The organism is Yimella radicis, from assembly GCF_054778255.1.
This window is the reverse complement of sequence record NZ_BAAGZR010000025.1, coordinates 62,718-76,894: the sequence shown is the minus strand read 5'-3', so window position 1 is coordinate 76,894 and position 14,177 is coordinate 62,718. Positions and strand designations below refer to the sequence as shown.

The window sequence follows — 14,177 nt, the reverse complement described above, 5'->3', positions numbered from 1 at the left end:
AGGATCGATGGCGAATCTCATTGCTGCCGAGCGGATTTCGCTTGCGCTCGGCACCCAGCAGTTGCTCGACGAAGTTTCTCTCGGTGTAGGCACCGGTGACCGGATCGGCATCGTGGGCCGTAACGGTGGTGGCAAGACCACGCTGCTGTCGGTGCTCGCCGGCAAGCAACCGATCGATTCGGGTCGCCTGACTCGCACCGCAGGTCTCACCGTCGGGGTGCTCACCCAGCAGGACGGCCTGTCGCCCGAGTCCACCGTCGCCGAGGCGGTGCTCGGTGATCTCGCCGAACACGAATGGGCCGGTCAGGCCCGAGTCCGGGAGATCCTCGACGGCCTGCTCGGCGGGGTCTCCTTGTCGGCGGTCGGCGGTCACGACGCACGCGTCGGACCCTTGTCGGGTGGTGAGCGGCGTCGAGTTTCGTTGGCGCGCTTGCTGATCGACGACCCCGACGTGCTGCTGCTCGACGAGCCGACCAACCACCTGGACGTCGAGGGCGTGCAGTGGCTGGCGACCTACCTGTCCACCCGGCGGGCCACGGCGGGCAACGCGCTCGTGACCATCACCCACGACCGGTGGTTCCTGGACGCCGTCGCCACCCTCACCTGGGAGGTCGTCGACGGACGGGTCGAGCAGTACGAAGGCGGATACGCCGCGTACGTGCTGGCGAAGGCCGAGCGGTCACGGGTGGCTGCGGCCACCGAGGACCGTCGACAGAACCTTCTGCGCAAGGAACTCGCCTGGCTGCGAAGGGGAGCGCCCGCCCGTACCTCGAAGCCGAAGTTCCGCATCGACGCTGCCAACGAACTCATCAAAAGCGAGCCCGACCCACGCAACGAGGTCGAACTGGTGCGTTTCGCGACGACCCGTCTCGGCAAGGACGTCATCGACCTGCTGGACGCGTCGGTCAGCGTGGGTGATCGCGAACTGATCACCAAGCAGACCTGGCGGCTGGCTCCCGGCGAGCGCACCGGCATCGTCGGAGTGAACGGCGCCGGCAAGTCGACGCTGCTGCGCGCGATCGCCGGCCTGCACCCGCTGTCGGCCGGCAAGCGCAAGGAGGGCCGCACCGTCCAATTGGCCTTCCTGACCCAGGAACTGCGCGAACTGGACGAGGTGATGGGGCTGAAGGTGATCGACGCGATCACCGAGGTGAAGTCGTACATCATGCTCGAGGGCAAGGAGACGAGTGCGTCGTCCCTGGCCAAACGCTTGGGGTTCAGCGGCTCTCGTCAGCAGACCCGGGTTTCCGATCTCTCCGGTGGAGAGCGTCGCCGGCTGCAGTTCCTGCGGTTGCTGATGACCGAACCCAATGTGCTGATGCTCGACGAGCCCACCAACGACCTCGACATCGAGACGCTCACCTCGATGGAGGACGTGCTGGACGGCTGGGCCGGCACCCTGCTCGTCGTCTCCCACGACCGGTACCTGCTGGAGCGCATGTGCAACCGTCAGGTCGCGCTGTTGGGCGACGGACGCATCCGTGAACTACCCGGCGGCGTGGAGCAGTTCCTCGAACTTCGTTCTGCCGCAACGCGATCGGAGACTTCCACGGCGCCCACGTCAGCGTCGGCCGCTGCCGCGGCGTCCGCCGGTTTGTCGGCCGGAGAGGTCCGCGAACTTCGCAAGACCGTCGCCCGTCTCGAGAAGTCACTGGCCCGCAGCGCCGAGCGCGAGCAGCGGTTGCACCAGCAGTTGCTCGAGGCCGCGACCGATCACGTCAAGGCGGCCGAACTCGACGCGCAGTTGCGGGAGGTACACGCCGAACGCGATCAACTCGAGATGGAATGGCTCGAAGCGGCTGAACGACTCGACGACTGACGCGTCCCGAAGGGTTACCTTTGGGGGAGTGCTCGGCAGGGGGTCGAGCGCCCGGAGGGGGAGCCATGCGAAAGATCGCAGTCACGGTCACATTGGCGAGTGCGTTGGCGCTCACGGGATGTCAGGACAACAAGGTCAATCCGGCTCCGACGTCCGGCACGGGCAGCGCGAGCACCTCATCGAGCACGAGCACGAGTTCGGGTGTGGCACCGACGTCTACGTCGAGCACGAGCAGCAGCGAATCGTCCTCTGCGGCACCGGCGGTGGGCAGCAAGGTCCCGGGAGCGACCCTGGCGCAGCAGATCCACGCGGCGCTCACGGACGCCAAGACGGTGAAGTACTACTCCGGCAACCTCGGTTCTGCGCAAAGTTCGTCCCCGAGCTCGAACAGCCTCACCGACACGGTGCAGCTGAAGCTGGACGACCCGATGACGGCCGCCTTCACCGACGGCGGTTCGAGCAAGCGGGACGTCATCGCGGTCGACGGTGTGGTCTACGGGTACGACCGCCGGTCGAAGAACTGGGTGAAGCAGTCCCAGACACCGAGCCCGCTGGAGCAACAGTTCGTCGCCACGTACACCTCGCAGATCGCAGAGCTCGACCCGCGCGTGGCCGCCGACATGCTCAGTGCGGGCGAGGCCGTGGTCAAGGGGCAGACCACCATCGGCGGCGTCCAGGCCACCCACTATGCGGTCACCGCCACCGGTGCTGCACTGATGGACAAGCAGGTCGCCTCGATGAAGGCGCACGGTTGCGACCTGCTCGCGGTGCCGGAGATCAAGAAGTCGTTCGACAAGGCGAAGGCGAAGGATGGCGCCACGCAGTACACGCTCGAGGTCTTCCTCGACCCGCAGAACCGGCCGTTGGTGTACCTCGAGCCGACGAAGGGGGGCGGCTCGAAGTCGGGTCGCGACTACGCGAAGTACACCGGGTACGGCGACGAGTTGAGTATCGAGGCGCCCTCGTCGTGGAAGACCTTCGCCGAGGTGGAGAAGCTGTCCCCGACGGCGTCTGCCCGCACATCCAGCTCGTCCTCCTGAGGTTCGGGTCACGGTTGCGTGACAACGGCATCCGAATGGAGTGTGCCGTCGTAATCTGATCAGGCACGGTCGTCGCCCGTCGCATCGTCAGCAAGGGGAGAGTCATGCGCACCATCGCTGCCGCCGCAGTCGCCGCCATCACCGTCGTGTCGCTCGCGGGCTGCGGCCAGCGGCCGACCGAACAGCCCGCGACCTCATCGGTGATGGGCACGAGTGCGGTGTCGTCGACGTCGACGTCGTCGGCCGGGGCGAGCAGCACTTCGTCGAGCTCGACTCGGGCGTCGTCCTTCAGCAAGCCGGCCGTGGGCGGGAAGGTCGACGCGGTCGCGTTCACCGACACGGTGTGGGGTGCGGTCGATGCGGCGAAGTCGGTGAAGCTGGCGCTGTCGGTGCCCGGCGAGGAGACGATCAAGATGGTCGTGGCCAAGCCCGGCCCGAACCGCACCGACCTCGAGATGAGCGACGGCGAGAGCGGTTCCATGCGGATCGTCGACGGCTCGCTCTATTTCCCGATCCCGCCGCAGGAGCGCCAGAACGGCAAGTCCTGGGTCGTTGTCGACAAGAACACCGAGTCCCCGATGGGCAAGATGATGAGCATGGCGCTGTCGTCGATGACCTCGATGGCGCAAGGGGATCTGCAGCGCGACGCCATGGCCAAGGCCGCGGTGACCTTCGTCGGTGACGAGAAGGACGGCGCTCACTACCGGGTGGCAGTGCCGGCGACCGCGATGCTCGATGCCATGCAGAAGATGTTCGACACCGTCGTCTCCGGCGCAGGTGCCTCCGCGTCCTCGTCGATGGCCAAGGAGATGAAGCAGGCACGCACCAAGCTCGCCGGAAAGACGGTCAGCTACGACTACTGGCTGGACGCCTCCGAGCGGCCGGCCGTGGTCGTCGCCGACCTGTCGTCGTTCCAGGGCGCGATGGCCGATGGCGAACTGCCCAAGGACGCGATGGGGCCGGCGAAGATGACCGTTCGCTATTCCGAATGGAACGTCCCGGTGCGGGTGGTCGCTCCGCCGGTCGCGCAAACGATGTCCTTCGACGAGGCGATGAAGAGCATGGGCGACGCGGGCATGTTCGGCCCGGGTGGCACCGGCGAAGAGACCGCGTCCAGCAGCGCGTCCTCCCCGGCCTGATCGCTCAACCGCTCACCGCAGCCGGCGCGTCCACCTGCGTTTCGTCAACACAGGCTCGTCGCACCATGGGTCGCCCGTACGATTGCTCGACGGTCGATCTCTCGTCGGCCGCTGCGACACAAGGGAACTTACATGCGAAACATCTTCGGATCGGCGCTTCTCGCGGCCGGCCTGACCGCCACTCTGACCGCGTGCGGCGGCAGCGACGACGGCGCGTCCTCGACCACGTCCTCCACCACGTCCTCGCCCACGTCTTCGAAGACGGCGTCCGCCTCGTCCTCGTCGACCAGCAGCAAGCCGACCCCGACCGGACCGACCCCCGGGGCCACCGTTGACGCGAAGGCGTGGGCCGACACGTCCGACAAGGCACTCAAAGCAGAGAAGTCGTATCGGATCAGCGAGGTGAGCACGGCCGATTCGGGCACGACCACCGGCGCGATGGTGCGTGGTGCAGGTGATCGCGTCGACCTGATGGCCGAGATGTCCGGCGAGGGCGGCCTTCGCTACATCGACGGGAACGCCTACATCCAGTCGCCGGAGCTGCCGGGCAAGTGGATCAAGTTCGACAAGACGAGCACGAACCCCGAGGTGAAAAACTTCCTGGACGGAATGCGGCGCGACGTCGACGGCGACGAGGACATCAACGTCCTGGCTGCGGGCAAGGTCACCTTCGTCGGCGACGAGGCCGAAGGCAAGCACTACAAGGCTCAGGCACCGGCTGATCGGTTCTACGAGGACGAGGTGGACGAGGACTCCGAGACCGATCAGGGCGGCCCGGTCGACCGCACGGCGGACAAGGCAAAGCTGAAGGGAAGGACGGTCGACATCGATGTCTGGCTCGACGCCAAGAACCGCCCGGTGAAGGTGAAGACCGACTCGACCGGCCTGAGTGGTCTCGGACTGTCGGCGAAGACGTCCGACGTCGTGTTCGTCTCCACGACGACCTACTCCGCCTGGGGCGAATCCGTGAAGATCGAGGTGCCGCCGGCAGCCGCCACGGTCAGCGCGGACGCGCTGTCCGGCCAGGGTCAGGCCTGACACCGGACGCGGACGGGTTCGCGCCCGTCCGCCTCCACTGGCTTCTCTCCATGCTCCGGGCGATTTGGTCGGATGCGACATTCGCCCGTAGCATTGAGTCACCAATGACCGCCGGTCGGTGCGATCCCGCAAGGGAAAGCGTCCGAAGGTCCCGCCGAAACGGGCGACCAGCGTAGGTGAGCACAAGGTAATTCCACGAACGTACGGATGCCGTACGTTCCTGCGAGCCCTGAGCGCATCTGCGCCGGGGCTCTTTTCGTTGTGGCCACGGCGATCGGCAACCACGATCGAAGGAGGTCCGCATGGCGAAGTCCGACAAGAACGCCGCCATTGCCGAACTTACGGACAAGTTCCGTGAGTCGGGTGCGGCCGTGTTGACGGAGTACCGCGGTCTGACCGTGGCGCAGCTGACCCAGCTGCGTACTGATCTCCGCGAGCACGCGACCTACGCCGTGGTGAAGAACACGCTCACCGAGCGTGCTGCCAGCGAAGCCGGTGTCACCGCCTTCGACGGTCAGCTCGTCGGTCCTTCCGCAATCGCTTTCGTCACCGGTGACCCGGTCGAGGCGGCCAAGAAGTTGCGCGACTTCGCCAAGGCGAACCCGCTCCTCGTGATCAAGGGTGGCGTGCTTGACGGCAAGCCGCTCTCGGCCGAGGAGATCACCAAGCTCGCGAGCTTGGAGTCCCGCGAGGTGCTTCTGGCCAAGCTGGCCGGCGCGATGAACGCGTCGCTCAGCCAGGCTGTGTACCTCTTTGCTGCCCCGCTGTCGCAGACCGCCCGTGTGGTGGACGCGCTGCGTGCCAAGGTCGAGACCGAGGGCCCCGCGTCCCCGGCTGCCGACGAGGCACCGGCTGCTGCAGACGAGGCCGGCACCACCGACGTCGCCGAGGGTGGCGACGAGAACTGAGCACCCGCTCGGTTCGCACTTTTCACACACAGCCACTCACGGCATTAACGAAAGGAAGCCATCATGGCGAAGCTCAGCACTGACGAGCTCCTTGAGGCCTTCAAGGAAATGACCCTCATCGAGCTCTCGGAGTTCGTGAAGCAGTTCGAGGACACCTTCAACGTCACCGCTGCGGCCCCGGTCGCGGTTGCTGGCGCTGCCCCGGCAGCAGGCGGCGGCGACGCCGGCGCTGCTGAGGAGCAGTCGGAGTTCGACGTCGTTCTGGTCGCTGCCGGCGACAAGAAGATCGGCGTCATCAAGGAGGTCCGCGCGCTGACCTCCCTCGGTCTGAAGGAAGCCAAGGACCTCGTCGACGGTGCTCCCAAGCCCGTCCTGGAGAAGGTCGACAAGGCTGCGGCCGACAAGGCCAAGGAGCAGCTCGAGGGCGCCGGCGCCACCGTCGAGCTCAAGTGAGCCTCGCTGCCTAGGCAGCAACTCTCGCGAAGCGGGTCGGACCGAAAGGTCCGGCCCGCTTTGTCGTTGGACAGCGGTGCATGAGTCGCGTCCGTTGCGGGCGCTGCTCGCGGAGGGCAGTAGTCGCGAGCGGTGTACGCGATGCACGTGAGCTCTGGGCATTGCTCGTTCCGCGGCTTCAGCGGACGAAGTAACGGCGCCAACCGCTCTCGATGACCGGACGAACGCCCGACCTCTGCGCGATCATGTCGGCCACGCGCTGGAGCAACCCTTCAGGATGGGGGTAGATGTCGCTGCTCGTGACCACGATGAACCGCCAGTCGTCGGCTTCGAGTTCCTCTCGACGTCCGATGTCCGCCGTCCATTGCGTCTGACGTTCGATGTGATGTCGACCGTCGTATTCGATCGCGATCTTCCAGTTCGGGTAGGCCAGATCGATGCGACGGACCTCGTTGCCCTCCGCATCGTTGATCGGGTGGTTGACCGCCGGCTCCGGAAAGTTCGCGCCGCTTAGCAGGAGTCGAGTCCGCGTTTCGCCGGGTGATTCCACGCGGTCTCGGCACGCCGCGGCGACCTCGCGTGCCAAGCGTCCGCCGCGTCCGGGGCTGTCTCGTGCCGCGCTGCGTAGGCCGTCAGCTGTGAGTCGGGTCTTGTGGATGAGCGAGTCACCGAGGATGAGGAGATCGAGGAACTCCAGCTTCGCTGCCATGTCGAAGAAGGTCTGGGCCGGACTCGTGACGGGGATGCCGCGCACACGTCCGATATCGGGTGCGTGCTTGTACTGGTGAAAGCTGACCTGGTCGCGGATCGAACGTCGGGCGTCCACCCCACCGATGTGTGCCAGCGACGTGCTCGGGACGATGCCGCGCCACAGCAGAGCCGCGCTGTTGTGGCACGCGAAGTTCGCGCCCGGAATGGTGCGCAGAGCAGCGCGGACCAGAAGTTCGTGATTCAGCGGGACGTCCGCCGGCACGTAGCAATCACGCATCAAGCGAGTGAACTCTGCGGACTGCAGCCGTCGGCGGGAGATGCCGGCCCTCGTCGCTTCGGCGTACGACAGGAATGGTTCGCTCATGGCCGGGAGGGTGGCACAGGATTCACGCCTACGTGCCGGCTCTCCACACGCATGTACATGGCTCGCGAACACCGCGTGCAAGATTCGCGACTCGTACGGTTCGCGATCTGTGTTCGCGCCGTTCGCGACTTATGGCCGTCGGCGGGACGGGGCCGAAAATGATTCGCTCCTTGACAGTGGTCGGGCATAGCCTGAACCACGCCATGACGACAACCCTGACGCCGACGAAGGTCCAAGAGTCTGCCGCTGCTGAGACGATGAAATCACCGGAGCGACAGGTGAATTGGCGTCGCCTGAAGCACCCGCTGACCGTGGTGGCAATCATTGCGCTCACGATCGCCGCGCTGGGAGCGACCGCCGGCACGGTCGTCGCCGGACGATTGGCGCAAAGCCCGACCGCATCCCTGGTCTGGTGGCTTGCTGCATGCGTCATCGGCGGGGCGGTTCTCGACACCGCCGGACGCATCCTGTGGGCGACCGTCGTCGACCGCGCCGAGGGCAAACTGCGTGACGACCTGCTGGACGCAGCCCTCCACCAACCGCTGGAGGCACTGTCCGAGCAGGCGGTGGGCGAGGTGCTCGACCGCGTCGACGACGACACCCACGAGGTCGGCTCACTCGTCCGGATGCAGGTCTGGATGGTGCTGCGCGCGGTGCTCTCGCTCATCCCGATGTGGCTGGTGGCCGGTTTCACCTGGTGGCCGGCTTGGCTGCTGTTCCCGGTCTTCGCCGGGCTGACGCTGCTGGTGATGCGTCCGCTGATGGGCCAGATCGCCGAGCGCAAGGTGGTCGAGGAAGCCGCCTGGACCGACCACGCCGCCGCCCTCGAGGAGGGCATCGCCGGACGCGACGACCTGCGCACCAGCCTCGGCCAGTCGTTCGCGATCCGCCGGCTCGCGCAGCTGTCGTCCAGGGTCCACGAACTCTTCTACAACGTCATCGTGCTCGAACGTCGCATCACGCTGCGCGCCGTCCTGCTGTTGCACGGTTTGCTGGCGATCATCGCGGTCACCGGTGTCTTGCTCGCCGACCGCGGATCTTTGTCGGTCGCGCAGATCGTGACGCTGTTCCTGATCACCAGCACTTTCGTGGGCGTCATCGGCAACGTTGCTCAGCAACTGCCCGACCTGCAGGCGGGCATGGGTGCCGTGATCCGTCTGCGTCAGATGCTCGCCGTCGCACCCGAACCGACCGGCGGTCTGCACCTCGGCGACCAGACCCCCGACCTCGACTTCCGCGACCTGCACTTCTCCTACACCGAGGGCGAGTTCGCGCTCGAGGGCATCGACATCCACGTTCCCGCCGGCCAGACGCTCGCGCTGGTCGGACGCACCGGATCGGGCAAGTCGACGCTCGCGTCTCTGGTCTCCCGTGCCGTCGAACCGGAGCGTGGCTCGGTGCTCATCGGGGGAATCGACGTGCTCGACCTCGACCTGCACGCATTGCGCCGCCAGGTCGGCGTCGTCACCCAACGCACCGAGATCATCGCCGGCACCCTGGCCGAGAACATCACGCTCTTCGCCGACAACCCGCGCACCCAAGTCGAGGCCGTCGTCGACGAACTCGGCCTCACCGACTGGGTCGCCGGTCTGGACGACGGACTCGACACGCTCCTCGGTCCGGGCGGCACGCTGCTCTCGGCCGGTGAGGAACAGCTGGTTGCGTTCGCACGACTGCTGATCCGCGACGTGCACGTCGTCGTGCTCGACGAGGCCACCGCTCGCATGGACCCGCTCACCGAGTCCCGGGTCGTCGCCGCGTCCGATCGCCTGTTGCACGGACGTACCGGAATCCTTGTCGCACACCGCCTTTCGACGATCGAGCGCGCCGACCTCGTGGCGGTCCTCGACCGTGGACGGGTGGCGCAGTTCGGCAGTCGCAGCGATTTGGCGTCGTCCGAGGGACGCTTCCGCGACCTGCTCCAGGCGGCCGACCTCGGGGACGGTGGGGCAGAGCCTGAGATCGTCGACGAAGTGACCACGGTGGGCGGTCAGCGCCGTCGCACCGACCCGCCGGTGCGTCCCGACACCGGCAACGGCCCGAGCCTGGCGAAGGGCATCTGGTCGGCACTATGGGTGCGTCCGCGCTGGGGCATGCTCTCGGTCGGACTCTTCCTGATCTTCTCCCTGACCGGCGCGGTCGGCGCGGTCACCGGATACACCTGGGGCCAGACGATCGAGCGGCTGCAGGACGGTTCGCTGTCCTGGCCGTGGTTGGTCGCAGTGGTCGCCAGCGTGATGATCGGGCCGATCATGCTCGCCGAGGCGATCTCGCGGTACCCCCGCTGGTGGGTCGAGGTGCTGCTGCGCGTGCGGATGAGCGTGCTCGTCGGCCAGACCGCGCAGCGCCGACTGCACAAGGACCCCGCCGGCGAGGTCGTGGCCCGTGCGATGGACGCCGACCGCTACGCGCGCTACGCCGACCGCTGGGTCGACTTCTGCAACGGCTTGGCGATCGCGCTGTTCACCGCGGTTGCCGCAAGTACCCCGTTGGCCGGACTCGTCCTCGGCGCCGTGATGCTCTCGGCCGCGCTCGCGTCGGCAGTGGGACGCCCGATCGCCGGACGCTCGGCGACCCAGGCGTCCGCCGCCCGAGCCCGTTTCGGCCGTGCGCTGGTATCGACGCTGGAGTCGGCGCGCACGGTCAAACTCGCCGGCCGCACCCCCGAACTGCACCGCCACCTGCGCAAGGTCGACGCCGGACGGGTGGATGCCGCCGTCCGCGAACACCGAGTGCAGTCCTTCCTGGACGGCGTCCCGATGGTGATGGTGCAGACCGGTGCCGTCGTCGCGTGGGCCGCAGTGCTCTGGGACGTCTGGGGTCTGGCGACGGCGTTGCTCGTGGTCAACGCGGTCAACGGTTTCGACTGGTTCGGACGCGTCGCCGGTGCCGTGGTCACCGAGGCGCCGGGCACGCGTTCATGGCAGACCGCCACCAGTCGGATGGCCGGCGGCCAGGACCTGATGCGCCTTCCCGACGGCGTCGACCTGCTCACAGGTGAGGCACCGCAGGCTCCGGTTGCTCCGCGAACTGCGTTGCAGGAGCTGGGGGTTCACGGCGTCACCGCGATTCACGAGGACGGCACGGTCGGCGTCGAGGATGTGCAGCTCGACATCCGACGCGGCGAACTGGTGCTGCTGCTCGGCCAGGTCGGTTCGGGCAAGTCGAGTCTGCTGCGTGCGCTCGCCGGCCTGATCGACTACGACGGCTCGCTCACCTGGAACGGCGAGGAGATCGACGACGCCGAGGTGTTCATGCGTCCGGGGCAGGTGGCGTACGTCGCGCAGGTGCCGCGCGTCCTGTCGGGCACCTTCGCCGACAACGTCCAGCTCGGATTCACCCGGGCGTTCGATCAGCCGGTCGCCGACGCCCGTCTGACTCCTGACGTCGAGACCGCCGGTGGACCGACCGCATTGGTCGGGCACCGCGGAGTTCGCCTGTCCGGTGGGCAGGTTCAGCGCCTCGCGCTGGCCCGGGCGCTCGCCGCGGACGCCGAACTGCTGCTGGCCGACGACGTCTCCAGCGCGCTCGACGCCAGCACCGAGATCGAGTTGTGGAAGGCGCTGCGTGATCGTTCGGCGACCGTCGTCGGAGCGACTTCGAAGCGGGCCGCGTTGGCCCAGGCCGACCGCGTCGTGGTCCTGGTCGACGGGCGCGTCGCCGCCGACGGTCGGTGGCGCGACCTCGCGGACGACTGGGGCCACCTGGCCGGCTGACCACAACTGGCGATCCAGCCCGCTTCTTGACCTCCAGATCGCAACTGGTGCCGCCGGCGCTGCCAGTTGCGATCCGCGTGTCCAGTTGCGGTCCGGATGGCCAGTCGTCGTCGGGACCGCTAGCGCGAACCGACATACCTCCACGAACGCTTCGCCATGGCGGCACCCGCAGCGGGGGAGGCCTCGAAGCGGCCGGAGATGTCGAACAGCACATGGGCCGCGGCGCCCGACCCGTTGTGGACACCCAGCAGGTTGTTCTGCGCGGTGGTCGGGTCGTACCCGAGGACGACGGCAGCGCCGGAGGCACGGTTCTGCCCGGCCATGGTGTTGGTGGTCGAAGCGATCGGCCGCGGAATCCCCCCGCTCCAGAACAACGAGTGCCCCGAGGACGATCCGGCGATCATCGTCGCGTTGCCGACCATCGCCCAGGTGTTCGCGGTGCCCGCGTTCGCCGCTGACGGCACGGCGATCGAAAGCGTCGACCGTGCCTTCAACGCGCTGGTTCTGCGGGTGTCGAGGAATCGCCACGGCGTGATCGGACGGTAGGTGGCGGCGTTGAATCGTCCCGCGTCCCCGACCGAATCGATGACGATGTGGGTCGGGCCACCGGTGGCGCGGACGGTGAACTCGAAAACGCCGTCGGCGACCTTGCGTACCGGCACGGCGACGAACGATGCGATGTTCTCGCCGCGACGGAAGTTCAGCACGGATGTGGGCGGCGGCGTGGTCGTCCGGCCGTCCCAGGCCTGCAGGTAGCCGTTGCCGGTGGGCGAGGCTGCGGTCAGCTGCACGAGGGCGGTGTTGATGTCGGCATCCGAGAACGGCGTCTCGAAGCGAATCGCTCGTGTCCTGTCGCCACCGAGCGGCCCGTCACCGTTGAAACGGGAGTCGTAGAACCGTGCCGGGTCGGTGATGTCGACCTGGGAGGTGACCACATCGGCCGGCAATGTGGCGCCGCTGGTGAACCAGCCGACGACGTCCAGGATCACGTTGCTCGACCCGGCACCCTCTGTGACGTCGAGCGTTCCGTCGGCTGCAACCGGCACGATCGTCGTGTTCGCCAGTTGATGGTTGCCGGCGGGGAAGTTCACGGTCGACACCGCAGGAGACCGACCGGTGTTCTTCTGCTGCGTCGTGACGTAACCGGCAGCCGAGGTGTTGGCGACGGTCGTCGTGACCATCACGGCCGACACCTGGTCGGGCGCCACGGTGGCGCCGGACGCGGTTCGAAGGCGGGAGACGACGTCGACGGTGCGCGATTCGTCGGTCCGCATCGGTCGCGCCTCACCGGCCGCCAACGTCGGGGAACGGGTGTCGAACACACGGGTCGGGGAGGGCAGGGGGACGTACTCACCCGGTGTGGCAGCCGCCAGAGCGGCAGGGGCGGCAACGCCACCCGACAGGGCGAGGGCAGCGGTGCAGGCGACGGCGGAGCAGAACCGAACGGGGCTGAGCTTCATGGCAATCCTGACGTGGTGTCGATCAGTTGATGACGACGCTGTTGCGGTCCGGCGGCTGCACACGGGGGTGCCCCACCCGGTATCCGGGGTTCGTGGATGCGTACAGCCGAAGACCGGCCTCGGTGATGCGTCGCGCGTAGGCGTTGGTGCCGGACAGGTAGGGGTCGATGACGACGAAATCGCCGTTCGATGCGGTGCCGAGCACAGCTATCCAGTGCGATGCGTCGCCGGAGAAGGTCGTTCTCCACCATGGCAGCTGCCTGATGTTCCCGCCGCATATCGTCGCGCGTCCGGCCCGGCCGAGGGAGATGGTGTCGGCGATCCCGCCTTGGCGCCCGGTGAGGCCGTAGGTGGCGAAGCCTCTGAGCAGTTCCCAGTATTCGGTGCCGATCGTGTTTCGGTCGGTGACCCCGGCCACGGCGTCCAGAGCGCAGGAGCGCCGGAAATCATCGATCGCGGCGCCGGCACCGGCAGTCGTGTAAGCCCACTTGCGCGGAAGTTTTCCACGGGACGCCAGAATCGCGACCGCGCTCGCGGGCCCGCAGTTTGTGCCTTTCACCGACGAGGAAAATTGACTCACCGGGTAGAGCCCCCCGATTCTCGGGGCGCCGAAGAGTCTGGTCCAGATGACGGCATCAGGGTTGGACTGTGTGTGGCCGTACCCGGCCGAGACGCGGAAGTTGCCGAGATCGAGCATCGTCTGCGCGAACGCGAGCGACGATCCGGTCAGGTAGGGCGTCGCGTCCGCGCCGGTGGAGAAGACGTACCCGTGCTTGTGCAACAGCACCTTGAGGGCGCCGGCGTGCCAGGAGGTGGTGTCGGCCGCGACCGTGCGTCGCGATGCGAGGAAACGGATGGTTGCTTCGTCGCCGAGGCCGGTGACAGGCAAGCCGTTTCGCCGCTGGAACGTGCGGACGAAGTCATAGAAGGTGCGTGTGTACGTGGTGTCCACCGCGGTGCGCCAACCCAGCCCGTTCAGCAGCAACTTGAACGCCCGGATGTTCCTGGGATCAGACGTGGAGGTGACAGCGGCGAACGTGGCGGCCGACGAAGCCTGCACCGAGGTGCCGAACAGGATGCCGGCGCCGGCGGAACCGAGTACGAAGCGACGAGAAACGGTCATGACAATCCCTTGGACGTGAGACCCCTTGGACGTGACGACGCACCTACCGCCTGCGCGGACCCCGCGGTGCTCCGGGCAACGCAACGGTAGTCGAACGGTCGTCATGGTCGAGCCCGCTTCTGGCATTCGGGTCGCAACTGGTGCCGCCGGCGCTGCCAGTTGCGATCTCGAGGGCCAGCCGCGGTCCGCACACCGCCAGAAGCGACCACCTGCGACACGCGCATCGAAAGCTCTTGACCCCGGCACCCACCCCGGTGCACCCTTTTCGCAGTTGATGTCGCCCGGGGTAGGGGGTCTTGTGCCCGCGGCTGGACATTTCCGCATCGCGTGTCTATAGTTGACCTTTGCGCTGCCCTCTTCAGCAACCCATTTTCGATCCGGCGACAATATTCGGCCGATCTCCGCT

The 14,177-nt window shown here is 67.3% G+C and carries 11 protein-coding genes; 7 read left to right on the top strand and 4 right to left on the bottom strand.

The window, feature by feature from the left end:
* Window positions 1-7 precede the first annotated feature (7 nt).
* A complete protein-coding gene (locus tag ACYU8W_RS13285) occupies window positions 8-1,819 on the top strand; it encodes an ABC-F family ATP-binding cassette domain-containing protein (RefSeq protein WP_239702361.1) in 1,812 nt (603 codons plus the stop codon).
* Between the two features lie 121 nt (window positions 1,820-1,940).
* On the opposite strand, the gene ACYU8W_RS13280 is transcribed toward ACYU8W_RS13285, so the two are convergent.
* Complete coding sequence (locus ACYU8W_RS13280) at window positions 1,941-2,093, bottom strand: hypothetical protein (protein ID WP_239702360.1); 153 nt, start codon at window positions 2,091-2,093, stop codon at window positions 1,941-1,943.
* Here ACYU8W_RS13280 and ACYU8W_RS13275 point away from each other — a divergent pair.
* From ACYU8W_RS13275 to rplL, 5 genes are all read left to right on the top strand, one after another.
* Window positions 2,083-2,859: a hypothetical protein gene (locus tag ACYU8W_RS13275; protein ID WP_499469781.1), complete on the top strand. Its 777-nt coding sequence runs from the start codon at window positions 2,083-2,085 to the stop codon at window positions 2,857-2,859. The two genes, ACYU8W_RS13280 and ACYU8W_RS13275, sit on opposite strands and share 11 nt — an antisense overlap.
* 104 nt (window positions 2,860-2,963) lie before the next feature.
* Window positions 2,964-3,998 carry a hypothetical protein gene (locus tag ACYU8W_RS13270; protein ID WP_499469779.1) on the top strand — a complete coding sequence of 345 codons (1,035 nt, stop codon included), beginning with the start codon at window positions 2,964-2,966 and terminating at the stop codon, window positions 3,996-3,998.
* A 132-nt stretch (window positions 3,999-4,130) separates the two neighbouring features.
* On the top strand, window positions 4,131-5,036 hold the full coding sequence (locus tag ACYU8W_RS13265; RefSeq protein ID WP_499469777.1) for an SCO4651 family lipoprotein: 906 nt from the start codon (window positions 4,131-4,133) through the stop codon (window positions 5,034-5,036).
* Between the two features lie 302 nt (window positions 5,037-5,338).
* The gene (gene rplJ / locus ACYU8W_RS13260; RefSeq protein ID WP_141927643.1) at window positions 5,339-5,944 is read left to right on the top strand and encodes a 50S ribosomal protein L10; all 606 of its coding nucleotides are present in this window, start codon (window positions 5,339-5,341) and stop codon (window positions 5,942-5,944) included.
* 63 nt (window positions 5,945-6,007) lie between these two features.
* Entirely contained in the window at window positions 6,008-6,397 is a 390-nt protein-coding gene (gene rplL / locus ACYU8W_RS13255; protein WP_129625328.1) for a 50S ribosomal protein L7/L12, read from the top strand.
* A gap of 178 nt (window positions 6,398-6,575) precedes the next feature.
* Here rplL and ACYU8W_RS13250 read toward each other — a convergent pair whose 3' ends face one another.
* Window positions 6,576-7,472, bottom strand: coding sequence for an endonuclease domain-containing protein (locus tag ACYU8W_RS13250; RefSeq protein WP_499469774.1), 897 nt, complete (start codon window positions 7,470-7,472; stop codon window positions 6,576-6,578).
* Between the two features lie 203 nt (window positions 7,473-7,675).
* Here ACYU8W_RS13250 and ACYU8W_RS13245 point away from each other — a divergent pair, with 203 nt between their 5' ends.
* Window positions 7,676-11,188 carry an ATP-binding cassette domain-containing protein gene (locus tag ACYU8W_RS13245; RefSeq protein ID WP_499469773.1) on the top strand — a complete coding sequence of 1,171 codons (3,513 nt, stop codon included), beginning with the start codon at window positions 7,676-7,678 and terminating at the stop codon, window positions 11,186-11,188.
* Between the two features lie 119 nt (window positions 11,189-11,307).
* On the opposite strand, the gene ACYU8W_RS13240 is transcribed toward ACYU8W_RS13245, so the two are convergent.
* Together ACYU8W_RS13240 and ACYU8W_RS13235 are read right to left on the bottom strand one after the other, a co-directional pair.
* Window positions 11,308-12,648 (bottom strand): hypothetical protein, encoded by a 1,341-nt coding sequence (locus ACYU8W_RS13240; RefSeq protein WP_499469771.1) that lies wholly within the window; start codon window positions 12,646-12,648, stop codon window positions 11,308-11,310.
* A gap of 22 nt (window positions 12,649-12,670) precedes the next feature.
* Complete coding sequence (locus ACYU8W_RS13235) at window positions 12,671-13,771, bottom strand: peptidoglycan-binding domain-containing protein (RefSeq protein WP_499469769.1); 1,101 nt, start codon at window positions 13,769-13,771, stop codon at window positions 12,671-12,673.
* Between the last annotated feature and the right edge of the window lie 406 nt (window positions 13,772-14,177).